Origin of the sequence: Streptomyces fildesensis, assembly GCF_016107395.1 — a bacterium.
Classification (GTDB): Bacteria; Actinomycetota; Actinomycetes; order Streptomycetales; family Streptomycetaceae; genus Actinacidiphila; species Actinacidiphila fildesensis.
Map to the genome: position 1 here is coordinate 17,222 of NZ_JAAIKO010000021.1, position 24,316 is coordinate 41,537.

Annotated in this window: 22 protein-coding genes; 9 read left to right on the top strand and 13 right to left on the bottom strand. The window is 71.6% G+C overall.

Annotation, left to right across the window (positions count from 1 at the left end; translation table 11 throughout):
- Nucleotides 1–43: 43 nt before the first annotated feature.
- On the bottom strand, nt 44–967 hold the full coding sequence (locus tag C6N31_RS24730) for an ADP-ribosylglycohydrolase family protein (RefSeq protein WP_138353288.1): 924 nt from the start codon (nt 965–967) through the stop codon (nt 44–46).
- A gap of 156 nt (nt 968–1,123) precedes the next feature.
- Between C6N31_RS24730 and C6N31_RS24735 the strand changes: the two genes are divergently transcribed.
- Together C6N31_RS24735 and C6N31_RS24740 are read left to right on the top strand one after the other, a co-directional pair.
- The gene (locus C6N31_RS24735; protein WP_138353289.1) at nt 1,124–2,245 is read left to right on the top strand and encodes a phosphotransferase family protein; all 1,122 of its coding nucleotides are present in this window, start codon (nt 1,124–1,126) and stop codon (nt 2,243–2,245) included.
- 6 nt (nt 2,246–2,251) lie between these two features.
- Nucleotides 2,252–3,466 (top strand): acyl-CoA dehydrogenase family protein, encoded by a 1,215-nt coding sequence (locus C6N31_RS24740; protein WP_138353290.1) that lies wholly within the window; start codon nt 2,252–2,254, stop codon nt 3,464–3,466.
- Between the two features lie 227 nt (nt 3,467–3,693).
- Here C6N31_RS24740 and C6N31_RS24745 read toward each other — a convergent pair whose 3' ends face one another.
- Nucleotides 3,694–4,119, bottom strand: coding sequence for a hypothetical protein (locus C6N31_RS24745; protein WP_138353291.1), 426 nt, complete (start codon nt 4,117–4,119; stop codon nt 3,694–3,696).
- A 127-nt stretch (nt 4,120–4,246) separates the two neighbouring features.
- Between C6N31_RS24745 and C6N31_RS24750 the strand changes: the two genes are divergently transcribed.
- Both C6N31_RS24750 and C6N31_RS24755 read left to right on the top strand, forming a co-directional pair.
- Nucleotides 4,247–5,416, top strand: a complete 1,170-nt coding sequence (locus C6N31_RS24750) for an NsdA family TPR-like regulatory protein (RefSeq protein WP_232485611.1) — start codon at nt 4,247–4,249, stop codon at nt 5,414–5,416.
- Nucleotide 5,417: 1 nt separating this feature from the next.
- Entirely contained in the window at nt 5,418–5,864 is a 447-nt protein-coding gene (locus tag C6N31_RS24755; RefSeq protein WP_138353293.1) for a GNAT family N-acetyltransferase, read from the top strand.
- An 85-nt stretch (nt 5,865–5,949) separates the two neighbouring features.
- Here the strand turns inward: C6N31_RS24755 and C6N31_RS24760 are convergent, their stop codons facing one another.
- Genes C6N31_RS24760 through C6N31_RS24775 form a run of 4 tightly spaced genes read right to left on the bottom strand, consistent with a single transcriptional unit; the run spans nt 5,950 to nt 10,034 of the window.
- Nucleotides 5,950–6,936 carry an NADPH:quinone oxidoreductase family protein gene (locus tag C6N31_RS24760; protein ID WP_138353294.1) on the bottom strand — a complete coding sequence of 329 codons (987 nt, stop codon included), beginning with the start codon at nt 6,934–6,936 and terminating at the stop codon, nt 5,950–5,952.
- A gap of 13 nt (nt 6,937–6,949) precedes the next feature.
- A complete protein-coding gene (locus C6N31_RS24765) occupies nt 6,950–7,549 on the bottom strand; it encodes a TetR/AcrR family transcriptional regulator (RefSeq protein WP_138353295.1) in 600 nt (199 codons plus the stop codon).
- Between the two features lie 56 nt (nt 7,550–7,605).
- Nucleotides 7,606–9,255, bottom strand: coding sequence for a class I adenylate-forming enzyme family protein (locus tag C6N31_RS24770; RefSeq protein ID WP_138353296.1), 1,650 nt, complete (start codon nt 9,253–9,255; stop codon nt 7,606–7,608).
- Nucleotides 9,252–10,034 (bottom strand): SDR family oxidoreductase, encoded by a 783-nt coding sequence (locus tag C6N31_RS24775; protein WP_138353375.1) that lies wholly within the window; start codon nt 10,032–10,034, stop codon nt 9,252–9,254. The genes C6N31_RS24770 and C6N31_RS24775 overlap by 4 nt, the downstream gene beginning before the upstream one ends.
- A gap of 257 nt (nt 10,035–10,291) precedes the next feature.
- Between C6N31_RS24775 and C6N31_RS24780 the strand changes: the two genes are divergently transcribed.
- The gene (locus C6N31_RS24780; RefSeq protein ID WP_138353376.1) at nt 10,292–11,638 is read left to right on the top strand and encodes an alpha/beta hydrolase family protein; all 1,347 of its coding nucleotides are present in this window, start codon (nt 10,292–10,294) and stop codon (nt 11,636–11,638) included.
- A gap of 49 nt (nt 11,639–11,687) precedes the next feature.
- Here the strand turns inward: C6N31_RS24780 and C6N31_RS24785 are convergent, their stop codons facing one another.
- The 3 genes from C6N31_RS24785 to C6N31_RS24795 form a co-directional block, all read right to left on the bottom strand.
- Nucleotides 11,688–14,513: a penicillin acylase family protein gene (locus C6N31_RS24785; protein WP_138353297.1), complete on the bottom strand. Its 2,826-nt coding sequence runs from the start codon at nt 14,511–14,513 to the stop codon at nt 11,688–11,690.
- A gap of 243 nt (nt 14,514–14,756) precedes the next feature.
- Nucleotides 14,757–15,545, bottom strand: coding sequence for an aminotransferase class IV (locus tag C6N31_RS24790; RefSeq protein WP_138353298.1), 789 nt, complete (start codon nt 15,543–15,545; stop codon nt 14,757–14,759).
- A gap of 5 nt (nt 15,546–15,550) precedes the next feature.
- Entirely contained in the window at nt 15,551–16,270 is a 720-nt protein-coding gene (locus tag C6N31_RS24795; RefSeq protein WP_138353299.1) for an N-acyl homoserine lactonase family protein, read from the bottom strand.
- Nucleotides 16,271–16,448: 178 nt separating this feature from the next.
- Here C6N31_RS24795 and C6N31_RS24800 point away from each other — a divergent pair, with 178 nt between their 5' ends.
- Entirely contained in the window at nt 16,449–17,882 is a 1,434-nt protein-coding gene (locus C6N31_RS24800) for an amidase (RefSeq protein ID WP_138353300.1), read from the top strand.
- Nucleotides 17,883–18,009: 127 nt separating this feature from the next.
- Nucleotides 18,010–18,471, top strand: coding sequence for a MaoC family dehydratase (locus tag C6N31_RS24805; protein WP_138353301.1), 462 nt, complete (start codon nt 18,010–18,012; stop codon nt 18,469–18,471).
- 5 nt (nt 18,472–18,476) lie between these two features.
- Here the strand turns inward: C6N31_RS24805 and C6N31_RS24810 are convergent, their stop codons facing one another.
- Nucleotides 18,477–19,094 (bottom strand): TetR/AcrR family transcriptional regulator, encoded by a 618-nt coding sequence (locus C6N31_RS24810; protein ID WP_138353302.1) that lies wholly within the window; start codon nt 19,092–19,094, stop codon nt 18,477–18,479.
- A gap of 66 nt (nt 19,095–19,160) precedes the next feature.
- Nucleotides 19,161–20,321, bottom strand: a complete 1,161-nt coding sequence (locus C6N31_RS24815) for an acyl-CoA dehydrogenase family protein (protein WP_138353303.1) — start codon at nt 20,319–20,321, stop codon at nt 19,161–19,163.
- Between the two features lie 63 nt (nt 20,322–20,384).
- On the opposite strand from C6N31_RS24815, the gene C6N31_RS24820 reads away from it, so the two are divergent.
- Nucleotides 20,385–21,035, top strand: coding sequence for a TetR/AcrR family transcriptional regulator (locus C6N31_RS24820; protein ID WP_138353304.1), 651 nt, complete (start codon nt 20,385–20,387; stop codon nt 21,033–21,035).
- A complete protein-coding gene (locus C6N31_RS24825) occupies nt 21,028–21,534 on the top strand; it encodes a DUF402 domain-containing protein (protein ID WP_198358251.1) in 507 nt (168 codons plus the stop codon). The genes C6N31_RS24820 and C6N31_RS24825 overlap by 8 nt, the downstream gene beginning before the upstream one ends.
- 68 nt (nt 21,535–21,602) lie before the next feature.
- On the opposite strand, the gene C6N31_RS24830 is transcribed toward C6N31_RS24825, so the two are convergent.
- Nucleotides 21,603–22,706 carry a Zn-dependent alcohol dehydrogenase gene (locus tag C6N31_RS24830; RefSeq protein WP_164293779.1) on the bottom strand — a complete coding sequence of 368 codons (1,104 nt, stop codon included), beginning with the start codon at nt 22,704–22,706 and terminating at the stop codon, nt 21,603–21,605.
- A gap of 166 nt (nt 22,707–22,872) precedes the next feature.
- Nucleotides 22,873–24,273 carry an aldehyde dehydrogenase family protein gene (locus C6N31_RS24835; protein ID WP_138353307.1) on the bottom strand — a complete coding sequence of 467 codons (1,401 nt, stop codon included), beginning with the start codon at nt 24,271–24,273 and terminating at the stop codon, nt 22,873–22,875.
- Nucleotides 24,274–24,316 lie beyond the last annotated feature (43 nt).

Here is a 24,316-nt window from a genome sequence, read left to right on the forward strand (position 1 = left end):
GCTGTCTGCGTATGTGAATCCTGTTCACCCATAAGTCCAGAGGCTAGGCGGGGGCCGAGTCCGCGTCAACCCACGCCGGGAGCGCCTCCCTGGCCGCGTGCCAGGCCGCCGGCAGGGCCGCGACCCCGGTGCGGGCGGCGACCACACCGCCCGCGATCGCGCAGGTGGTGTCCATGTCGCCGCGGCCGGAGACGGTGGCCCACAGGCACTCCTGGAGGTCGTCGGGGTGGTTTCCCGCGCACCACAGCGCGAACGGGACCGTGTCGGGGGACGACACCCGGTATCCGGAGCCGAGCACTTCGGCGGCATGGCGGACCGAGGCGTACTCGGACATCCGGGAGGCGGTGCGCAGGCCGGAGCGGACGTCGGAGACGTCGAGCCGGTCCGCGACGGAGCTCAGGAACTCGGCACGGGCGGGGGCGGGACCACCCCGGCCGCGGGCCGTGAGCGCGGCGGCGACCGCGACCGCCACGGCTCCGGCGACGGCCTCGGGGTGGTGGTGCGAGACGGCGGCCTGGCGGGCGGCCAGTTCGGCGACCGTGTCCAGGTCGCCGCTGTGCCAGGCGCCGAGCGGGGCCACCCGCATGGCGGCCCCATTCCCCCAGGAGCCCTGGCCCTCGAACTGCTCGCCCACCACGGCCTGCCACGGCTCCCCCGCACCGATCCGGCGGAGCACGTCGTGCATCGAGGGACCGTAGCCGCGGTGGTCGTCGGCGGCGTACTCGTCGGCGAGGCGGCGCGCCAGCCGGTCCTGGTCGACCGCGCCGCCGCTCTCCGACAGCTCCCGGAAGAGCGCGAGCGCCTGCGCGGTGTCGTCGCTCCACAACCAGGTGTCCTGCGGCGGCAGGACACGTTTCTCCAGCGCCTCGGGGCCCGCGAGCCGGAACATCGAGAACCAGCGGTCGCCGAAGGCGTCCCCGTGGGCGAGTCCGTGGAGCGAGTCCAGGGCGGCGGCGGGGATGTACATCTAGGCTCCTCGAAGGGCATGGACGGGCCGCCAGTCTCCCAGCCGGAACCGGCCCACAACACCGGATTCCGGATCCCTACTGGACGACATACCGACTGGTCGGCATGATGGCAGGAACGCCAGGACCAAGGTGTGCCGGGTGGTGAGGAGCAGACGATGAGCGGTACGGACAATCCACCGGGCAATCCCCCGGCCGGTTCGCCGGACAATCCGCCGGGCAATCCGCCGGCCGGTTCGCCGGACAATCCCCCGGCCGATCCACCGGGGCTCGACCTCGGTCGGCTGCGCGAACATCTGGACCGGGAGCGGCCGGGACTGGTGCGCGGCGCACTGCGCGCCCGGCTGATCGAGGGCGGCCGGTCCAACCTGACGTACGCCGTCACCGACGGCGTCTCGCGGTGGGTGGTGCGGCGGCCGCCGCTCGGGCACGTCCTGGCCACCGCGCACGACATGACGCGCGAGCACCGGGTGATCAGCGCGCTGAGCGACACCCCGGTTCCGGTGCCCGGCACCGTGCTGCTGTGCGAGGACCCCGAGGTGATCGGCGCGCCGTTCTACGTCATGGACTTCGTGGACGGCACCCCGTACCGCACCTCCGCGCAGCTCGCCGGGATCGGCCCGGAGCGCACCCGCGCCGTCGTGCTGGGGCTCGTCGACACCCTGGTGGACCTGCACGCGGTGGACCCGGCAGCAGCCGGTCTCGACGGCTTCGGACGTCCTGAGGGCTTCCTGGAACGGCAGTTGCGCCGCTGGGGCAAGCAGCTGGAGGCGTCCGGCAGCCGGGAGCTGCCCGGTATCGCGGAACTGCACGCCGCCCTCGGCAAGGCGCTGCCCGTCTCGCCCGCGCCCACCGTCGTGCACGGCGACTACCGGCTCGACAACGTTCTCGTCGGCGACGACGACCAGGTCCGGGCCGTCCTGGACTGGGAGATGTCGACGCTGGGCGACCCGCTCACCGACCTCGGCCTGCTGGTGATGTACAGCGAGCAGGAGACCGTCCCGGACGCGCCCGTGTCCACCACCGGCGACGCGCCCGGCCACCCCAGTGCCCAGGAACTGGTCGAGCGGTACGCCGAGCGGTCCGGCCGCGACACCTCCGCCATCGACTGGTACACGGCCTTCGCGTACTTCAAGCTCGCCGTGATCCTCGAGGGCATCCACTACCGCTACACGCTGGGCCAGACCGTCGGTGCCGGTTTCGACCGGATCGGCTCCCTGGTCCCCGCGTTCATCGACCGCGGGCTGCTCAAGCTCCGGCTCCAGCCCCAGGAGGACTGAGGACTGATGGATTTCGCCTATGACGCCCGTACCGAGGAACTGCGGACGCGACTGACCGCGTTCATGGAGGAGCACGTCCACCCGGCGGAGCCGGTCTTCGCCCTCCAGCGCGAGCAGGCCGAGGGCGACGCCCGCTGGTCCGCGCCGCCCATGGTGGAGGAGCTGAAGGCGGAGGCCAAGCGGCAGGGATTGTGGAACCTCTTCCTGCCCGGCGAGCGCGGGGCGGGGCTGACGAACCTGCAGTACGCGCCGCTGGCCGAGATCACCGGCCGCAGCCCGCACCTGGCGCCGCCCGCGCTGAACTGCGCCGCGCCCGACACCGGGAACATGGAGGTGCTGAGCGAGTTCGGCACCGAGCAGCAGCGCAAGCAGTGGCTGGAGCCGCTGCTCGCCGGTGAGATCCGATCCGCGTTCGCGATGACGGAACCGGACGTCGCCTCGTCGGACGCCACGAACATCGAGACGCGGATCGAGCGCGACGGTGACTCGTACGTCATCAACGGCCGCAAGTGGTACATCTCCGGGGCGATGAACCCCAAGTGCGCCATCATGATCGTGATGGGCAAGAGCGACCCGTCGGCGGAACGCCACCGCCAGCAGAGCCAGATCCTCGTGCCGCGTGACACCCCCGGCGTCGAAGTACGCCGCGGCATGCGGGTGTTCGGCTACGACGACGGTGACCACGGCGGCCACGCCGAGGTGGTCTTCACCGACGTCCGGGTGCCGGCCGAGAACCTGATCGGCGAGGAGGGCGGCGGCTTCGCCATCGCCCAGGCACGGCTCGGACCGGGCCGGATCCACCACTGCATGCGCCTGATCGGCATGGCGGAGCGCGCCCTCGAGCTCATGTGCCGGCGGGCGACGGACCGGGTGGCGTTCGGCAAGCCGATCGCCGAGCAGGGTGTGGTCCAGGAGTGGATCGCGGAGGCGCGGGTCGAGATCGAACTGCTGCGGCTGCTGGTGCTGAAGACGGCCTGGCTGATGGACACGGTCGGCAACCGGGGCGCGCACACCGAGATCCAGTCGATCAAGATCGCTACTCCGGCCGCGGTGCAGGCGATCATCGACCGGGCGATCCAGGTGCACGGCGCGGGGGGCGTGGGTCAGGACTTCCCGCTGGCGGAGCTGTGGGCGGCGGCGCGAACGTTGCGGTTGGCGGACGGGCCGGACGAGGTGCACAAGCGGTCGCTGGCGCGTCGTGAGCTGAGGAAGTACGCGTAGTTGGCGGTCCGTCGTGGGGCGGGGCCGGGCTCTCCGGCGCGAGGGTTCGAAATCGACTATTTACGGGCCTGGCGGCCCACAAATAGCTCGGCAGCATTTCGAACCCTCCCCCAACCTCCGGCCGGGGGTGCCCCCAGCTGCGATCCCGGCCCCTCGCGTTCGGGCCCGCCCGGCTCGACCCGGTTGCCGGACCGCAGCGGGGAGTCGGGGCCCCGCACGGCTCGACATCAGCCGGAACGCGGCGCGAAGGGCTCCCGGTCGCGGTAGCGGGGCCTGCCGTCGGTGCCCGCAGGGTGCTGGTCGAGCCGGTACACCCGGTACGCGACACGGCACTTGGCGTCCGCGTAGAGGAGGCGGCCGGGACCGGAAGCCCCGGGTCGGTACCCGATGGGAACCGCGGCCTGGGCGAGGATCGGGTCGTGGCAGTAGTAACACCAGTCGTGCGGCTCGGCGACGACGGTCGCGCCGCAGGACGGCTCGCACGCGTAGAGCTCGACGTAGTCGGCATGTACACCCGTGCCCATGGGCACGGGACCGAGCGACCGGGCGCGGTACAGGCGTGCCTTGCAGAGCGCGCAGTTCAACCCCTGTAGCTGGTTGATCGCCAGCCGTTCCGGGTCGATCGCCAGCGGCTGCTCGTGTTCCGTGCCCACGACTTCTCCCTGTCACCATGAGTGATCGGCTTGTAGGAGTAGCGTTACGTGCACGGGCAGCAGGGCCCAGGACATGAGTGTCCGCTGCCGTCCGCACCCCTGCGGACACTGCGGACACGGGGCGATGATGAGCGAAGAGACGTTCGGACAGGCACTCCGTAGGCTGCGCGGCAGCCGCTCCTTACGGGATCTTGCACAGCGTGCCACCTGTGGGAAGTCCTACGTGGCCGATCTGGAGACCGGCCGGCGCCGTCCGACGGAGGCGATTGCCGCTGCCCTGGACACGGCCCTCGACGCACACGGCGCGTTGATCGCACTCGCCGGTGTCCGCGCGGACATGCCTGTCCTCGCCCAAGCAGCGGCCCTTCAGCTTGGGTTGTCCGACGCTCTCGCCGCAGGGCCCATGACGGACGCGAGCCTGAACGAGTGGGACTACACCGTCGCGCGGCACGGGCGGGCGACACGGTTCCGTCCCGAGGGCGAACTGCTACCCGAGTTGCTCAGCGATTTCGCCGACCTGAAAAGGCTCCTCGGGCACCGTCATTCCGTTCACGTCCGGCGGCGGCTCACGCTGGCCGTGGCGCACATGTCGGGGCTGATGGCCCTCACGCTGCTCAAGCTCGGTGACGCTTCGAGCCGCGATTGGTGGCGCACCGGCCGGGCAGCCGCGGCGGCAGCGGAGGACCGAGAGGTCCTGTCATGGATGTACGCGCAAGAGGCGTACCAGCAGTACTACAGCGGCGACATAGAGGGCGCCGTCGAGTTGGCCTGCCGGGCGCAGCATCTCGCGGGCGGTCTGCCGTGCGTAGGGCCCGCCCTCGCAGCCCCGCTGGAGGCCCGCGCTCACGCTCTGTTGGGCCGCCGAGAGGAAGCCGTCGCGGCACTTGCAGCGGCGGACACCGCGCTCGGTCGGCTCGATCCGGCGGACCGGATCGGTAGCGCCTTCGGGTACAGCGAGTCGCAGTTCAGGTTCCACAGCGGCAACGCCTGGACGCACCTGCGGGAGACGGCCCGTGCCGGTGAGCAGCAGGCCCGCGCGCTGGAGCTGTACCCGCTCGGTGACCACACGGACCGCGCGCTCATCCACCTTGATCAGGCAGTGTGTCTGGCGGCCGATGGGGATCCCGCGGGGGCCGCCGTCCTGGCGACCGACACCATCGTGACGCTGCCGGCCGACCACCGCTCCGCGCTGATCATCTACCGCGCCCGGGAGCTGGCAACTAGTGTTCCCGAGGCACAGGAAGTGCGGGCTCTGCGCGAGGTGTTGGCGCTGCCCCCCGGTGAGAGGGACAGCTGACATGGTGAACATCGAGCGGGCGACCGCGGCGGACGCCGAGACGATCTCCGAACTCCTCGGCGAGATCGAGGCGTACTACGGCGGCGAGTCAGTGCCCGGCGACATCGACCAGATTCACGCGGCACTGTTCAGCGCGCTGCCCATGGCTACGGTCCTGCTCGCGCGCGAGGGCGGCGATGTCGTCGGCCTGGCCAGCTACTCGTTCCTGTGGCCTGCGGCCGGCGCCGAAGCGTCGCTCTACCTGAAGGAGCTGTACGTCCGGGAGACGGCCCGCCGTCGCGGTGTGGCCGGTGTATTCATGGCCAAGCTGCGTGAGGCTGCCGATGAGGCCGGCTGCACCCGGATCGAGTGGACGGCGGACCGGGACAACCCGCCAGCGCTCGCGTTCTACGAGGCGTTCGGGGCGGAGCCTCGCGACGGAAAGGTGTTCTACCGGTGGGGCAAGTGACAGCGACGGGGCACGGCGCCCGGTAGCCGGGGGCGCGGAAGGTCCCGCCCTCAGTGGGCGGGACCGCTGCGCGACCGTGGTCGGGTCAGTCGTTGACGACGACCACGCGGCCGGTGGTCTTGCCGTCTGCTACTCGCTGTACGGCGGACGCCGCCCCGGCCAGGGGGACCCGTTCGCTGATGTAGGGCTTGACGCTGCCCTCGGTGGCGAGGCGGGTGAGGGTTTCGTGGGCCTGGAGGACTGCTTGGGGGTCCTTGGTGTTGTAGAGGCCCCAGTGCAGGCCGAGGATCGAGTAGTTCTTGACGAGGGCGTGGTTGAGGCCCGGGGTCGGGACCGTGCCGCTGGTGAAGCCGACGATGACGATGCGGCCCTCGAAGGCGATGCACTTGGTCGACCTGGTGTAGGCATCGCCGCCGACCGGGTCGTAGACGACGTTCGCACCGCGGCCGTTGGTGGCTTCCTTGACGACGGCCACGAAGTCCTCGCTGGAGCGGTCGACGACGAGGTCGGCGCCCAGGTCGCGGGCGACCTTCGCCTTGTCGGGGCCGCCGGTGACGCCGATGACGGTGGCGCCGGCGGCCTTGCCGAGCTGGATGGCGGCACTGCCGACGCCGCCGGCGGCGGCGTGCACCAGGAGGGTCTCGCCGGGCTGGAGGGCGGCGCGGCGGTGGAGTCCGAACAGGCCGGTCTGGTAGCCGATGTGCAGGGCGGCGGCCTCGGCGTCGTCGAGGGCGTCGGGGGCGGGCAGTACGGTCGCGGCGCTGATGACGGCGAGTTCCGCGAAGGCACCGTGCGGCAGGGATGCCGGGGAGATGATGCGGGCGCCGATGTCGAGGCCCGTCACGCCCTCGCCGAGGGCGAGGATCTCGCCGCAGAGCTCGACGCCGGGGGTGAACGGCAGCGGCGGGCGGATCTGGTACTGGCCGCGGCAGAGCAGGGCGTCGGGGAAGTTGATGTTCGCGGCGCGTACCCGCACCAGCACTTCACCGGGGCCGGGCTGCGGGTCCGGTACCTCGTCGAGGCGCATCGCCTCGCGCGGCTCCCCGTTCTCGTGCACGCGCCATGCCTTCACCAGGTACCTCCAGTTATCGGGGCTGCCGCACCGAGTGCAGCAGCATGTCTGCGAAGTCCTCGGCGACCGTGGTGGCGGACAGCGGGCCGTCCGCGCGGTACCAGGTGCCGAGGTGGTGCACCGAGCCGAAGAAGTAGTCGACGACGAGGTCGGGCCGCAGTTCGACGCGGAAGATCCCCTCGCGCTGGCCCTCCTCGATCAGGGCCCGGAACTTCTCGTGGTAGCGGCGGCGCTCGGCGCGTACCGCCTTCTGCTTCTCCGGGCTCAGCTGGTGCATCGACCGGAAGAAGATCTTGGTGTCGTCCAGGTTCTCGATGCTGGTGACGACGACGTCGGCGGCGGCCTCGGCCAGCCGGGTGGGTACGGGGGCGGCCTGGGCGGCGATGGAGTCGAGACGCTCGGTCTGCAGCCGCAGCACGCGGGCGTAGATCTCGTGCAGAAGATCGTCCTTGGAGCCGAAGTAGTGGTAGAGCGCGCCCTTCGTCACCCCGGCCGCCTCGACGATCTCCTGCACCGAGGTGCGGTCGTAGCCGCGCTCGGCGAAGAGGCGGGTGGCCTCGGCGAGCAGCCGCTCAGGGACCGCGGTTGCCTTGGTGGTCGTGCTGCGTGCCATGGCCTGCCCTTTCTCCGTACCGATGCGCCGGTCGAACATTCCGACCGGTATGGACCCTATCCGGCGCGGGCCTTCAGTTCGCGCCGGAGGATCTTGCCGCTCGTGGTCTTGGGCAGCTCCTCGAGGATCTCCACCTCGCGCGGGTACTTGTACGCGGCGAGCCGCTCCTTGCAGTACGCGATGAGATCCGCGGGTTCGGCCGGCCGGTCCGGCCGCAGGCTGACGTACGCCTTGACGCTCTCGCCCCGGTAGGCGTCGGGGATGCCGACGACGGCGGCCTCGCGGACGGCGGGGTGGGTGTAGAGCACGTCCTCGACCTCGCGCGGCCAGACCTTGAAGCCGGACGCGTTGATCATGTCCTTCTTACGGTCGACGACGTACAGCCAGCCGGCCTCGTCCATGAAGCCGATGTCGCCGGTGCGCAGTTCGCCGCCGGGCAGGGCCGCCGCCGACTCCTCGGGGCGGTTCCAGTAGCCGGGGACCACCATCGGGCCGCGGACGCCGATCTCGCCGTGCGTGCCGAACGGTACGTCCGCGCCGAGCTCGTCGAAGATCCGCACCACCGTGTCGGGACCCGGGACGCCGACGGACAGCGTGCCGGACTCCGGGTCGACGGGTGCCTCCTGGCCGGCCGGGACGCTCGCGCAGGGCGCGGTGCACTCGGTCAGCCCGTAGCCGTTGCGTATGTAGGGCCCGAACTTCTCGCGGAAGCCCTCGACGACGGCGGGCGGCAGCGGGGCGCCGCCGGAGTAGATGTAGTGGAACGACGCGAAGTGGTCCCGGGTGGCCTCCGGGCGGGCCATCAGCGCCATGAAGGCGGTGGCGGGGCCGACGGTGTAGGCGGGGCGGTACTCCTGGAACGCCTCCAGGACGACGCCCGCCTCGAAGCGGTTGGTGAGCGCCAGGGTGGCGCCGTTGGCGATGGCCGAGGAGAGCTGGGCGACCATCCCGGTGATGTGGAACAGCGGCGCCATCGCGAAGATCACCGAGCCGTCGGGCAGGGCGAGCATGCAGCGCTGCCGGTCGGCGTTGTAGGAGATGTTCCCGTGGGTGTTCATCGCGCCCTTGGGGGCGCCGGTGGTACCGGAGGTGTAGCTGATCAGCGCGGTGCCGTGGCGTTCGGGGGCCGCGGTGGGCGGCGGTCCCGCGGCGGCGCGGGCCGCGGTGAGCAGGTCCTCGGCATCCGTGGCGGGGAACCGGTCGCCGGGCAGGACGCGGTGGTCGTCGCGCGTCTGCAGGTCCAGCTCGCTGGTGACGAGCGCGATCGAGACCTGCGAGCCGGCCACGGTCTCCCGGACGTAGCCGTCCCAGGCACGGTCGGAGCAGACGATCGCCCGGACCCCGGCGTCGGCGAGGATGTGGGCGAGCTCATGCGTCTTGTACATCGGATTGACCGGCACGACCGTGCCGCCGGCCTTCCACGCGCCGAGCAGCGTGATCACGAACTGCGGGATGTTCTGCAGCATGACCGCGAGCCGGTCGCCGGGTGCGAAGCCGCGTTCCGCCAGATGGTTCGCCAGGCCGTCGGAGAGCTCGTCGACCTCGCGGTAGGACAGCCGTCCGTCGAAGTAGGCGAGGGCGGCGCGGTCCGGTACGCGGGCGACCGAGGCGCGGAAGGCGTGCAGCACGCTCGGCGGGGCGTCGGGCAGTGCACGCTGCTCCTCGGTGAAGTGCTGGAGCCACGGCTTGGCCGCGTACGAGATCACGTGCGGTCCCCGCCCTCGGAGCCCGTGATGTGCTCCAGTTTCTGCTGCAGGCGGTTCATTCCGTCGATCCAGTGCTCCGGGTCCGCGGCGCGGGCCGCGTAGTACCCGGCGACCTCGGGGTGCGGCAGGATCAGGAACTGCTCGGCGGCGATGCCCGCCATGACGGCGTCGGCGAGCTCCTCCGGCTCGATCGCGGTGGGCGCGAGCACCAACTCGCCCGCGGTGCCGGCGGCGCGCATCATGTCGGTCCGCACGCCCTGCGGGCAGACCGCGTGCACGCGGATGCCGCGGTGCCGGTAGGTGAGCGACAGCCACTCGGCGTAGGCGTAGGCGCCGTGCTTGGTGACCGAGTACGGCGCGGCGCCCACCATGGTGAGCAGCCCGGCGGCGGAGACGGTGGCGACGAAGCGGCCGCTGCCGCGTTCGAGCCATTCGGGCAGCAGCTCGCGGGCGGCCCGGACGTGGCTCATGACGTTGACGTCCCAGGAGCGTTCCCACTCCTCGTCGGTGGCGTCGGGGCCGCCGGTGCCGATACCGGCGTTGGCGCAGAAGACGTCGATCGTGCCGCCGAGCGCGTCGCGCGCCTTGCCGACGATGCCCGAGGCGTCGCCCGGTACGGCGATGCCGCCGATCTCGTCGGCGACGGCCTGCGCGGCTCCGGCGTTCAGGTCGTTGACCACGACCCGCGCGCCCTCGGCGGCGAATCTGCGGGCCAGCGCGGCACCGATGCCGCCACCTGCCCCGGTGACGACCACTCGGGCATCGCGCAGTGTTTCCACGACCACGATCGTGTCTCCTTCGACTCGACTGGCTACGGCTCCTCTCGCATACTAAGCGGTCGGTCAGGTCGACGGAAGAGCAAAATCGTCTGCGCGGGGTATGGCCGGTCTCCTCCCTGTTCGGGATGATGCGCGCACATGGCGCGGATCGAGGCCACGAGCGTGCGTGGCAGGCCGCGCCGGCTGGGGGGCACCTCCCAGCGGTGGCTGGGAGAGGGACTTCGGCGATACGACCGAGGGGGACCGCCGTGACAGCGATGAGTGTGCAGCCCTACTGGGAACTGACCTTCGACGCGGACGGGGACGTGGACACCCGGCAGCGTGATCAACTACTGGCGGGAGTGGCCGCTGAGGGAGTCACCGATCTGGTGATGTTCTCGCACGGCTGGAACAACGACCAGTCCATGGCGACCTGGCTCTACGACCGGTTCTTCGCGCCCTTCCCCGGGCTGCTCGGCACCGGCACGCGGATACGGCTCGGTTACGTCGGCGTGCTGTGGCCCGCCATGCGGTTCAGCGACGAGCCCATCCCGGACTTCACGCCCTCGCTGATCGCCCCCCTCCCAGCCACCGCGACCGTCCCGGCCGCCCCCGGCGGCCGGACGGAGCTCAGCGAGGAGACCTGCCGGGCCCTGACCGGCACGTTCCCCGGCCAGGACGCGACGGTGCGGCGACTGGCGGAGCTACTGCGGGAGTGTCCCGACTCCCCCGAGGCGTTAGGGGAGTTCGCGCGGCTGGTCCGCGACCTCGTGGCACTGCCGGCGGGCAGCCCCGCCGCCGCGTTCGCCGCGGACTCCGGCGACGGCGGGCCGCAGCCCGACCCGGCGATTCTCGCGGACGACCCGGTCGGGCTCTGCGCGGAGCTCACCGCGGCGCTCCAGGAGACCGGGGTCGATCTGGGGCCCGACGAACCCGGTGGACAGCAACTGTTCGGCGGGCTCGGGAAGAAGCTGTGGAACGGCGCTCACGAACTGCTCCGGCAGGCCACGTACTTCGCGATGAAGCGGCGGGCCGGTACGGTCGGGCAGCACGGTCTCGGCCCGGCGCTGGGCCGGCTGTCGCAGGCGGCGGGACCGGTACGGGTGCACCTGGTGGGGCACAGTTTCGGCGCCCGCCTGGTGTCGTTCGCGCTGCTCGGACTGCCCGCCGGGGCGCACAACGTCAAGTCCGTGACGCTGCTCCAGGGCGCGTTCTCGCACTACGCGTACGCGCGCCGGCTGCCCGGCGACGCGTCGCACTCGGGGGCGCTGCGCGACGCGGAGAACCGGGTGGACGGGCCCGTGGTGTCCTGCTTCTCCAGCCACGACACCGCGCTCGGGGTGATCTACCCGCTCGCGTCACGGCTGTCGCGCGACGACTCCTCGCTCATCGGGCTCGGCGACCGCTGGGGCGCGATGGGCCACGACGGCATCCAGGCCGTCGACGGCACCCGGCGGGCGACGATCGAGGACGCCCGGGCCGGCCGGTTCCCGGTGTCCGGGTGTGTGAGCGTGGACGTGTCGGCCGTGGTGTGCAGCGGCTCTCCGCCGGCGGGCGCGCACAGTGACATATGCCATGAGGAACTGGCGCGGGTGGTGCTCGCCGCGGGACGGATCTCGCACTGAGTCCCCGTCCCGCGGCGTGCACGTGCTTCCTGAACCGCGACCGGAACCGCTACCGGTGCGCGGGGAACTCCACGACCTGCTGGAACGTCGGCCGGTTCTGCCAGCTGATCTTGTCCTGGGTGATCCCGCCCAGCGGCCGCTGGATGATCGTGTCGGAGCACCACTGGTCGCCCGCCGAGCAGTTGGCGTCGGCCGGGTAGACGGTGGTCGCGGGCTTCGCGACCGCCTGCTTCAACGTGGCCAGCAGCACGTCACGGCAGGCGCCGAGGGTGCCGCCGCCGCAGAAGGCCTGCGGCGTCCAGCCCTGCACCGGGTCGCCGAGGACCGTCCGCAGGTCCTTGCCCGCGTAGCTCCACCAGCCGTACTGGAACGCGCTGCCCGCGTGCGCTCCGGTCGGCCCGTGGCCGGCGGACGGTGACTCGTCGATCGACAGGTTCGCGGTCAGCGCCGTGTACAGGCCGTCGCCGAGACCGGGCCGGAACGCGCCGTCGATCAGCAGCGGCCACCACGCGTCCATGGTGCGGACCGCGTCCGCGTTCGCGTACACGTGGGAGCCCGCGGAGGTCTCCTTGCGCTTGCTGCCCGCCGTGCCCCAGTCGGACAACTGCTGGACGGCGGTGGCCAGTTGCGGGTCGGTGACCGGTGCGCTGCGCAGCACGCGCAGCAGCTCCGGCAGGACGTCCTCACCGCGCAGGTCGGTCAGCGCGGCGTCGGCCATCGCCTTGGTGAGCGCGGACCGGGTCACCCCGCCCGCGGCGACGAGCTTCTTCACCCGGTCGTTCAGCAGGTCCCCGCGGTGCACGGGGCCGTTGCCGAAGCCGGCCGAGGTGAAGTCCTTGGCCTGCTTGTTGTTCCACGAGACGTAGTAGTCCTGGTCGACGGACTGCGGGTGCTGCGCGGGCGGGGTGTAGGTGGCGGTGTTCGACGCCGGGTCCCAGCCCTGCCACTCGTAGGCGGCCTCCGCCTTCACCGGGAACGAGGGGTCCACGCCGGCGGCGCGCACCGGATTCGTCCCGCTGTTGTAGTAGGCGGTCTGCCGCGAGTCCGCGTAGAACCAGTTGAAGGTGTAGTTGATGTGCTGGGTGGCCTGCTGGAACGTGGCCGCGTCATGGACGGAGCCGGGATCGTTCAGCATCTGGAAGCCGATGATCGAGTCGGCCTCGTGCCGGTACGAGCTGCGCAGCGTCGTGTACGCGACCGCCTTGCCGCCGACCGTCGCGCGGTACTCCACCGGCCCGTACGCCGTGCGGTAGACCTGCATCCGGTAGGAGCCCGCGGCGGTCGAGTCGGCGACGGTGGGCTTCCAGGAGTTGACGCGCTCCAGCTTCTCCATGGCCGTGCAGACACCGTGGTAGACGTAGTGCACGGCGTCCTGGCACAGCTCGACGGCGTAGGTGTCGGTGATGTCCTGGCCGGCCGAGGTGGCGCTCCAGGCGTAGTCCTGGCCGCGGCCGAGTTCCACGTACATCCCGAGCCCGGCGAACGAGGCGCCGCGCGCGCTGATCCCCGGGCCCTGGAGCTCCTGGAGCATCAGCAGCTGAGGTGCGAAGTAGCCGGTCTGCGGGCCGAACACGGCGAGCGGATGACCGCTGGCGGTGTGCGCGCCGCTGACCACCAGCGCGTTGGACATGCCCTTCTTGGTGGAGAACAGGTTCGCCGGCAGCGCCCCGTTGTCGAAGATGCCCTGCGCGTCCTTGAGCGGGCCTGCCTTGACCGGGGTCTTGGCGGCGGTCGCCGCGCCGCCCGTCCGGTCGTAGACCAGCGGCTCCGCGACGACCGTTCCGGGCACGGGCATCGCCGCGCCCTGCGGGTTCGCCGGCTTGCCCGCGTACGGGAAGCTGGATCCGTCGTGCACGGTGAGCATGGCCTCGGGGTCGTTGCGCTCCCGGAACGTCTCCCAGACCGTGGTGCCCTGGGTGACTCCGTACTTCTGCTGCGCGGCGAGCAGCGAGATCGCGCTCTCCACCTCACCGCCGCCGCCGGAGCCGAACAGCGCGCCGATGACCGAGCCGAGAGCGATCAGATCGGTGAGTTTGAATGGCTGGATTTCGCCGGCATTGGTGATCGCGTCGATCTGGCCGGTCAGCACGTACTCGCCGGGGAAGTAACGGCCGTTCTTGGACTGGGTGATGTAGGCGTTGATGCCGTTGACGTACGCCTGCGCGTCGGCCAGCGCCTGCTGCCCGCGTGCGCCGTTGCCCGCCGTGATCTGGTCGACCTGCGCCTGGAGGTCCGCCTCGGTGTACGGGGCGGCCCGCCAGAACTCCTGCTCCAGCTGCTGGTTGGCGGCCGCGCCGCCCGCGAAGGACGACAGCTGACCGCGTCCGACGTGCCGGAACAGGTCCATCAGCCACAGCCGGTCCTGCGCTGCCGCGTACCCCGCGCCGTACTCCGTTCCGTCGCGGGTGGTGCCCTTGATGTGCGGGACGCCGGTCTTCTTGTCGCGGGTGATGGTGACGTCGGCGCGCGGTGTCGTCACCGACGCGACCTGGCCGGACGGGACGCCGAAGGAGGCGTCGTTGAAGAAGTTGGTGATGGTGGCATCGGTGAGCGACGGATAGCCCGTGGCCAGGTTGGCGTACGGTCCGAGCTGGTCGGCGGCGTGCGCCGGCCGGGTGCCGAAGACCTTGTGGGCGAGGATGTCGGCGAGCGTCGCGTTGCCGTTCTCACCGGGCGGCAGGATGTCGCCGCACTGGCCCTGGCAGTAGTCGGTGGTGGGGTCCGCCGCCTGGGCCGCCTGCGGCAGCGGTACGACGAGGGTGACGCCGAGCGCGAGCAGCGCCGCGGCGGTCACCCGTCTGAACGTGCGGGTGACTGCCTTGCCCTTGCGGGTGCCTACCTTGCCGGTGCGTAGTCTGCCGTTGCGTTGTGGCATTCCTGCTCCTCCCGGAGGCCGATGCGCCGGAGGTTACCGCCGGTACGCTCACGCCGGAAGGTGAACATGCGTCACCTTTTTGTTCGGCTTTTCCGGCCGCCAACGGGTTTACCGACAAGCAACAGCCGTACCGGGAGGTAGGAGAGGACGTCCGCCGCTGGGAGGGCGGTTGGGACCGCCGTTGAGTACGCAGTCGGGACCGACGTTTCGACCGCGGTCGTGACCGACGTTTCGGACCACCGCTCAGAGGGCGTCCCACGGGGCGGAGTCGAAGAGCCCGATCACCCGCTTCACCAGATCCACATCCGTCGGCAGGATCAGCTCGTCCAGCCGGCCGACCGGAGCGATCCCCCGGGAGTTGCAGGCGAAGGCGCCGTCGAACGATGCCACGTCCGCCACCGTGACCCGCCGGTGCCGCCACGGCAGGCCCGCCGCGTCCATCTCCCGCTGGATGATCCGCATCGTGATGCCGTGCAGGGCGGGCGCGTCGGGCCAGACGACCGTGTCGCCGTCCGCGAAGCCGACGTTGGTGATCGAACCCTCGGCGATCACGCCGCCGGGTCCGACGAGCAGCGCCTCGTCGAACCCCGCGTCGTGCGCGGCGTTGCCGAAGTAGCCCTGGGCGAAGCCTCCGACGTGCTTCACCTGGGCCACGGGCCGCTGGTAGTCGACGGACATCAGGCTCTGCGGACCGCTCGGCGCGGGTCCCGGACCCCGGACCGTCACCATGAGGGAGACGTCGCCGGCCTCGTCGGGGCGGAAGACATTGACGCGCACCGACGCGTCGACGTCGTCACCCAGCGCGTGCCGGACCGCGTCCAGCACCCGCCCTCCGTCCAGGCCGGTACCGAACAGCTCCTGGGTGGCGCGGTCCAGCCGGTCGAGATGGAAGTCGAGACCGCGCACCGCGCGCCCTCTGACCTGCATGGCGGTGAAGTGGCCGTAGCTGCTGACCATGACGAAGCGCGCCAGGGTCTCGGCGGTGGCGGGGTGGCCGTCGAACTCGATACGGAAGGCAGGGGTACCAGTCATGCCGTTCACCCAATCACGTCGCCTCCGCCGGCCGGCTCCCACACCGACCCGTCGTGCGCGAAGAGCACCCGCCGCGGGTCCAACGCGCAGATCCGGTCCAGCCACGACGGGTAGGGCGGCAGCGGGTGCGCCACGCCGTCGAGCGCGGCACGCCGCGCCAGTTGGTCCGCCGCGAAGTGCGACGCGGCATCGCGCGCCTGCCCCGCGAGCACGACCGTGCCGTCGCCCTGCCGCACCACCAACGACTGGTGCCCGTCGGTGTGCCCGGGCGTCGGCACGACCAGGACCCCGGGCCAGATCTCGGCCTCCCCCGTCAACTCCTCGTAGACCGCGCCCGGGAAGTCCACGAGCTGACCGGCCGTGTACCCGCCCCGCCGGGCGGCCGCCAGCTCCTGCGCCTGCACCAGGACCGGCCTGCCCGCCAGCAGCGGGTTCCCCCCGATGTGGTCGAAGTGCAGATGGCAGTTGACCACCAGCGCGATGTCCCGCACCGCGACCCCGGCCGCCGCGAGCGCCTCCTCCAGCGGACGCCGCCTGGGCCGGTAATGCGCCTCCGTCTCCGGACCGGCGTCCCCGATCCCGGTGTCGAACAGGATCAGCCCCTCATCCCTGCGCACCAGATACCCGAGCACCGCCTCGACCCGCGGATACGCCTGACCGGCCTCCTCCGCAGGCCGGACGAAATAGCCGAGATCAAGCCGCCGCACCGCCGTGTCACCCTTCATCCGGCCATCCTCACGCCCGGCTCGTCCCGCGCCCCGCCGTTCCGCCGAGAGCTGACCGGCCGGTGCGCGGCCGGTTCCGGGCGGCGGCTTCGGGCGGGGTCTGGTCGCTACCGGCGGGTAGTGCGAGGATCGCGACGCACGGTGACGTGACGTCGAACAAGCAGAGGACGGGACAGCCATGGCGCAGCTGCACGATCTGACCGCGGTGGAGCAGGCGGAACAGGTACGAGGCGGATCCATTTCGCCGGTCGAGCTGACCGAGCACTATCTCGACCGCATCGAGCGGCTGAACGAGACCGTCGGTGCGTACATCACCGTGACCCCCGAGATCGCCCGCAAGCAGGCGGCCGACGCGGAGAGCGAGGCGGTGGCCGCGCGTCGCGAGGGGCGGGAGCTGCCGCCGCTGCACGGGGTTCCGGTGCCGGTGAAGGATCTCAACTTCGTGGCGGGGGTGCGCTGCACGCTCGGCTCGCGGGCGTACGCCGACCACGTTCCCGACATCGACGACCACGTGGTGACGAAGCTCCGCGAGGCGGGGACGATCCTGCTCGGCAAGACCAACACCCCCGAGTTCGGGCTGCCCTGTTACACCGAGAACCAGCTCGCGCCGCCCGCCCGCACCCCCTGGGACCTGGAGCTCTCCGCCGGCGGTTCCAGCGGGGGCGCCGCCGCGGCGGTCGCGTCCGGGCTGGCGCCGATCGCGCAGGGCAGTGACGGCGGCGGCTCGATCCGCATCCCGTCGTCGGTCTGCGGGCTGTTCGGCATCAAGCCGAGCCGGGGACGGATCAGCGGCGGTCCCGTGCAGCACGACGTGAGCGGTCTGAGCACGTCGGGGCCGATCGCCCGGAGCGTCGCGGACGCCGCCACGCTGCTCGACATCCTGGCCGGCCCGATGCCGGGCGCCCCGTACGCCGCGCCCTCGCTGCCGCCGGGCGCCAGCTTCGCCTCGTACGCCGGGGCCGAGCCCGGGCGGCTGCGGGTGGTGGCGCTGCCGACCCCGCCGGTGCCGGGCGTCGAGCTGCACCCGGACTGCCGGGCGGCGTACGACGCGGCGGCGGAGCTGCTGCGGGGCCTCGGCCACCAGGTGGACGAGATGGAACTGCCGGTGGACGACAGCATCCGCGACGCGTTCAGCAAGGCGTGGGGGGTGATGTCGACCGTCTACCCGGTCGCCCCGGAGCACGAGGAGCTGCTGATGCCGCTCACCCGGCATCTGCGTGAGCAGGGCGGCCGGGTGTCGGGGGCGGAGTTCGCGGCGGCGCTGTACGCGTTCCGCGCGCTGGGACAGCTGATCGCGGACGCGCTGCTGTCCTCGTACGACGTCATCCTGACCCCGACGCTGGCCCAGCCGCCCGCCCCGGTGGGCGGGCTGCGCAATGACGCCGACCCGGAGGCGGAGTTCGCCGGCCTGGCGGCCTTCACGCCGTTCACCCCGCTCTACAACGCCACCGGCCAGCCGGCGGTGAGCGTGCCGCTGCACTGGACGCCGGCCGGTCTGCCGATCGGCGTGATGTTCGGCGGCCGGTACGGGGACGAGGCCACCCTCATCGCGCTGTCGGCGCAGCTGGAGGCGGCCCGGCCGTGGGCGCACCGGCGGCCCTCGATGTGGTGAGCGGACCCGTCAGGCAACGCTGAACCCTCCTGTGTCCGCCGTCCGGGCGTTGACACGGCCGACGCACGGAACCATGCTGAGCAAGCGCTTAGTAACCCGTCGGACAGTTGGGCACAGGAGGCATCAGATGTCGCAGGCCAGGATCTTCGCTTCGCTGGACGATCTCCGGGCGGCGGTCGGCGAGCAGCTCGGTACGACCGGCTGGCTGGAGATCGACCAGAAGCGGATCGACCTGTTCGCGGAGGCCACCGGCGACCACCAGTGGATCCATGTCGACCCGGAGAAGGCCGCGCAGGGACCGTTCGGCACCACCATCGCGCACGGCTATCTGACGCTGTCGCTGATCCCGTCGCTCACGCCCGACCTCTTCCGGGTCGAGGGCGTGAAGATGGGCGTCAACTACGGCGTCAACAAGGTCCGCTTCCCGGCGCCCGTCCCGGTCGGTTCCCGGCTGCGGGCGACCGCGCAGATCGCGGAGGTCACCGAGGTCGGCGGCGGCGTCCAGCTCGTCACCAAGGTGACGATCGAGCGCGAGGGCGGGGACAAGCCGGTGTGCGTCGCGGAGACGGTTGCCCGCTTCTACCTCTGAGAGCCCTACGGCTGCCGCGGGCCGACCATGCGCCCGACGAGATCGGCGTAGAGCACGCCGACGTCGTCCGGCGTACGGCGTCCGTCGGGGTTGAACCAGCGGGCGACGTCGATGCACAGCGACAGGATGGCGAGCGCCGTACCGGCGACGTCCGGCACGTCGAACTCGCCGGTCCGTACGCCGTCCTCGATGATCGAGCGGACCGCGCGCTCGGACTTGCGGCGCAGAGCGACGATCTCGGTGTAGTGGTCCTCGGCGAGGGCGCCCAGCTCGTACTGCACGACGCGCGCGGTGGTGTGCCGCTCCGCGTGCCAGCTGACGAAGGCCCGGACGGCGACGGCGAGCCGCTCGCCCGGCGCGCCGGCGCCGTTGGCGGCCTCTTCGAGCAGCCCGACCGAGCGCAGATGGCCGACCCGGCTGATCTGGTAGAGCAGCTCTTCTTTGGTCTTGTAGTGGATGTAGAGCGCGGCGGGGCTCATCCCGGCGCGCCCGGCGATGTCGCGGGTCGTCGTCGCGTGATACCCGCGCTCGGCGAACGCCTCGACCGCGGCGATCACCAGCCGACGGGCCGCATCGGGGGTGACGTCGCTCCACGCGTCGGGCGTTCCTGCCTCCACATCCATGGCCGACACCCTACAGCCAAGGTGAGCAAGCGCTTAGATACCGGCCGGTCGGTCAATCGGACCGGGCTAGAAGGCGGAGACCCCGGTCAGGGCGCGCCCGATGAGCAGCTTGTGGATCTGACTGGTGCCCTCGTACAACGTCATGACGCGCGCGTCCCGCAGCAGCTTCCCCGCCGGGTACTCGTCGATGTACCCGTACCCGCCGAACACCTGCAGCGCGTTGTTGGCGGCGCGCACCGCGGCCTCGCTCGCGTAGAGCTTCGCCACCGAGGACTCGGTGGCGAAGGGCAGCCCGCGGTCGATGTGGTCGGCGACCCGCCAGGTGAGGAGCCGGGCGGCGTCCACGTCCACGGCGATGTCGGATATCAGCTCCTGCACCAGCTGGTGGTGAGCGATCGGCTTGCCGAACTGCTCGCGCTCCCCCGCGTACGCCACGGCCGCGTCCAGGCACGCCTGGGCGATCCCGACACAGCCCGCCGCGACCGACATCCGGCCCTTGGCCAGGGCGGACATCGCGACCGAGAAGCCCTTGCCCTCGGGCGCGATCATCGCGGAGGCCGGTACGCGGACACCGTCGAGCACCAGCTCGGCGGTGGCCTGGCCGCGCAGCCCGAGCTTCCCGTGGATCTCCGTGCGGGTCAGCCCAGGGGTGTCGGTGGGCACCAGGAAGGCACTGACGCCCTTGTGACCCGGCGCCGTCGCGGGGTCGCCGGTGCGCGCGAAGAGCAGCACGACATCGGCCCAGGTGCCGTTGGTGATGAACATCTTCGAGCCGGTGATGACGTACGAGTCCCCGTCGCGCACCGCCCGCGTCGTCAGGTTCGCGGCGTCCGAGCCGGTACCGGGCTCGGTCAGCCCGAAGCAGCCGACCGCCTCACCGGACGTGAGCCGCGGCAGCCACGCGCGCTTCTGCTCCTCGCTCCCCCAGTACGCGATCGACTTGGCGACCAGCCCCAACGACACCGAGACGATGCCGCGCACGGCGGAGTCGCCACGCCCCAGCTCCTCGGTGACGAGGCAGTACGCGAGATGATCACCGCCCGAGCCGCCGTACTCCTCGTCGATGGTGAGCCCGAGGAACCCGAGCGCGCCGAGCTTCTTGACGATCCCCCGGTCCACACTCTCGGCGCGGTCCCACTCCACCACGTGCGGCGTGATCTCGCGCTCCGTGAAGTCCCTGGCGAGCTGCCGGACGGCGGTCTGCTCCTGCGAGAGCGCAAGGTCCACGGGGGGCACCTCCCATAAATTAGCACCGCTAGTTTTCAGTACGCAGGCCCTACTATGCGTGGCATGGCCCGCCCTCGCAAGCCCCTCCTGAACCGCGAACTCATCGTCGCCGCGGCGCTCACGCTCGTGGACACGGAAGGCCTGCAGGCGCTCTCGACCCGGCGGCTCGCGGCCGTACTCGGGGTCAGCGGGCCGTCGCTCTACAACCACTTCAAGGTCAAGGACGACATCCTGGACGCGGTCGCCGACACGGTCGTCTCCCAGGTCGATCTGTCGATGTTCCAGGGCGGCCCCGACTGGCGGACAGCGCTCCTGGAATGGGGCCGCTCCTACCGCGCGGCCCTCACCGCCCACCCCAACATCGTGCCGTTCCTCGCCCAGGGCCCCGGCCGCCGGCCGGCCGGCCTCCGCATGGCCGACGCCGTCTTCGGCGGCATGGTCGACGCCGGCTGGCCCCCCGCCCACGCGACCCGCATCGGCGCGCTGATGCGGTACTTCGTGGCCGGCTCGGCGCTCGGCTCCTTCGCCCGCGGCTTCGTCGACGACGCGGGAGCGTACGACCCGGCCGACTACCCGCACCTGGGCAGCGCGCATCTGCTGGCGGAACATCAGCAGCAGGTCGACGAGGGGGCTTTCGACCAGGGCTTGCAGGCCCTGGTCGACGGACTCTCCATCCAGTTCAAGGACGGCGGTTACGATGCCCCGCATGTCTGATGACGTGCGGGTGGAGTACCGGAAGTACGACGGATCGTTGCACTGGAACATGGCCATGCGCCGACTGGGCGAGGACGAGCACGGCGTCTGGCTCGGGGCGCCCAAGGGAAGCGTCTCGCGGAAGGGCCACGGCCCGGAGATCGTGTTCGCCGACGCGTACGTGCTGCTGTTCCCCCGCGAAGCGTGGTGGACCGGCACCTTCAACGCGGCGCCCCGCCGCACCGAGATCTACTGCGACATCACCACGCCGCCGCAGTGGCTCTCCCCCACCGAGGTCACCATGATCGACCTGGATCTCGACGTCATCCGCAAGCGCGGCGAGCCGACACCGCTCCTGGTGGACGAGGACGAGTTCGCCGAGCATCAGGTGCGCTACGGATATCCGGCCGACGTCATCGAGCAGGCCGCCGGAGCGGCGCAATGGCTCATGCAGCAAGTAGGCGACGGAGCCGAGCCGTTCACCACGGCCTACCGCGGGTGGCTCGCCCAGGTCGAGTAGAGACGGCGCGGCAGTCGATTTCGAACCGCCGCCCCGCAGGACCCGGGCACCGCACCCACCACGCACCATCAGTCGAAAACCACCAAAGCCCGGCCACCCCGCCCAGCCGTCATAGCCTCGAACGCCGCCGGGATGCCGTCCAGGCCAATGCGTTCCGTCACCATCGCGCCCAGGTCGAGACGCCCCGCCCGAATGTGTTCCGCGAGCACCGGCAGGTCCCTGGCCGGGTCGCTGTTCCCGTACACGCAGCCGGACAAGGTACGGCCGAAGTAGAACAGTTCCAGCGCGGAGAACGTGACCTGCTGGTCCTGGCCGCCGATGCCGACGACCGTCGTCCGCCCGCCGCGGCGGGTCGCCGACCAGGCGGTCCGGATGGTGTCGGCGCGGCCGACACACTCGATCGCGACGTCCGTCCCGTACCCGCCCGTCAGCTTGCGGATCCGCTTCGCGGTGTCCGACGTGCCGGAGGAGTCGTCGGAGGCGAGCACGAACTCGGTGGCCCCCGCCGCCCTCGCCAGTTCTTCCTTCGCCGGCGAGACGTCGACGGCGATCACCGGCCCGGCGCCCGCGATGCGGGCGGACTGCAGCACGGACAGCCCGACGCCCCCGACCCCGAAGACCGCGACCGACTCCCCGGCGCGGACCCGCGCGGCGTGGTGGACGGCCCCGTAACCGGTGAGGACCGCGCAGCCGAGCAGGGCGGCGTCCGTGAGCGGGATCCCGTCCGGCAGCGGCAGGATCGCGTTCTCAGGGACGACCGTCTCCTCGGCGAAGACGGCGGTGCCCAGGCCCGGGTACAGCTCGCTGCCGTCGGCGGAGAGCTTCGCGTACGGGACGGTGGCGGCGGCGCCGGCGTTGGCGCAGAGCCAGGGCTCGTCCAGGGCGCAGAAGTGGCAGGCCCCGCAGGAGGGCGCCCAGTTGAGGACGACGCGGTCGCCAGGAGCGACCGCCGTGACCCCCTCGCCCACCTCGATGACGGTCCCGGCACCCTCGTGCCCGAGGACGGCCGGGACGGGCTGGCGCAGGGTCCCGTTGGACAGCGACAGGTCGGAGTGGCAGACACCCGCGGCGGCGAGACGCACCCGGACCTGGCCGGGGCCCGGTGCCGGGATCTCGATCTCGGTGACGATCAGGGGCTGGCTGACGGCGGGAAGGACGGCGGCGCGGACCACGGGGTTCCTCTCGGACTCTCTGCTGGGACTGCTCGGGTCACCCGGCTCTGACGGTGTTCGGGCAGCCGGAAGCACGGTACTCAATCACTGCGGAACACCGGACGGGGGCCGGACCCGGAACCGGCCCTCGGAACCGAACCTGAGCACCGGACCGGAGAACCGGACCTCAGAACTGCAGCGACTTCGTCTGCAGGTACTCCGCCAGCCCATGGGCACCGAGCTCCCGGCCGACACCCGACTGCTTGTACCCGCCGAACGGCGCCAGCGGGTTGAACCGGCCGCCGTTGATGTCGACCTGCCCGGTGTCCATCCGGCGGGCGAAGGCCACGGCTTCGGACTCCTCGGCCGCCCAGACCGCGCCCGCGAGACCGTAGACGGTGCCGTTGGCGATGCGCAGGGCGTCGTCCTCGTCCTGGTACTTCAGGATCGCGACGACCGGGCCGAAGATCTCCTCCTGGGCGATGGTCATGTCCGGGGTGACGTCGGCGAAGACGGTCGGCCGGATGTAGTAGCCGTCGCCGAAGCCCTCGGGGGCGTCGGGCCCGCCCGCGACGACCCTGGCGCCCTCCTCGATGCCGCGCCGGATGTAGCCGCGGACCCGGTCGCGCTGTTTGGCGTTGACGACCGGCCCGAGCCGGTCCCCCGGCACGTACTTGGCGGCGGCGGCCGTGGCGATCTCCACGGCCTCGTCGTACCGGTCGGCGTCGACGAGCATGCGCGTCCAGGCGCTGCAGGTCTGGCCGGAGTTGGCGAAGACATTGCCGAGCCCCACGTTGACCGCCTTGGCGAGATCGGCGCTCGGCAGGATGACGTTGGCGGACTTGCCGCCGAGTTCGAGGGCGACGCGCTTGACGGCGGCGCCCGCGGTGGCGCCGATCTGCTTGCCGACGGCGGTGGAGCCGGTGAACGAGACGAGGTCCACGCCGTCGTGGGCGGCCAGCGCCTGTCCGGCGACCGGGCCGAGGCCGGTGACGAGGTTGAACACCCCGGCCGGGATGCCCGCCTCGTCGACGGCCTCGGCGAAGAGCTGCGCGGTGAGCGGGGTGTCCTCGGCGGGCTTGAGGACGATCGTGCAGCCGGCGGCGAGCGCGGGGGCGACCTTGGCGACGATCTGGTGCAGCGGGTAGTTCCAGGGCGTGATGGCGCCGACGACGCCCACCGGCTCCTGCAGGACGGTGGAGTTGCCGACCTTCTCCTCGAAGGCGTACGACGCGGCGAGCTGCGCGTACGAGCCGGCGACGGCGATCGGCAGGTCCGTGTGGACGGCGGCGGCGAAGCCGAGCGGGGCGCCGAGTTCGGCGCTGATCGTCCCGGCGATCTCCTCGCGGCGGGCGGCCAGCCGGTCGCGCAGCGCGCCGATGAGGGCGGCGCGGTCGGCGGGGGCGGTCGCGGCCCACGCGGGGAGCGCGGCGCGCGCGGCCCGTACGGCGGCGTCGACGTCCTGCGAGGTGCCGGCCGGCACGGATCCGATGACCTGCTCGTCCGCCGGATTGACCACCTCGATCGACTCGTGCCCGGCGGCGGGGCGCCAGGCCCCGTCGATGTACATGCCGTCGTGAGCCTTCACGTCGTCGTCCTCCCGGTAGGGGGCGGGTCTGCCTGACCCACCC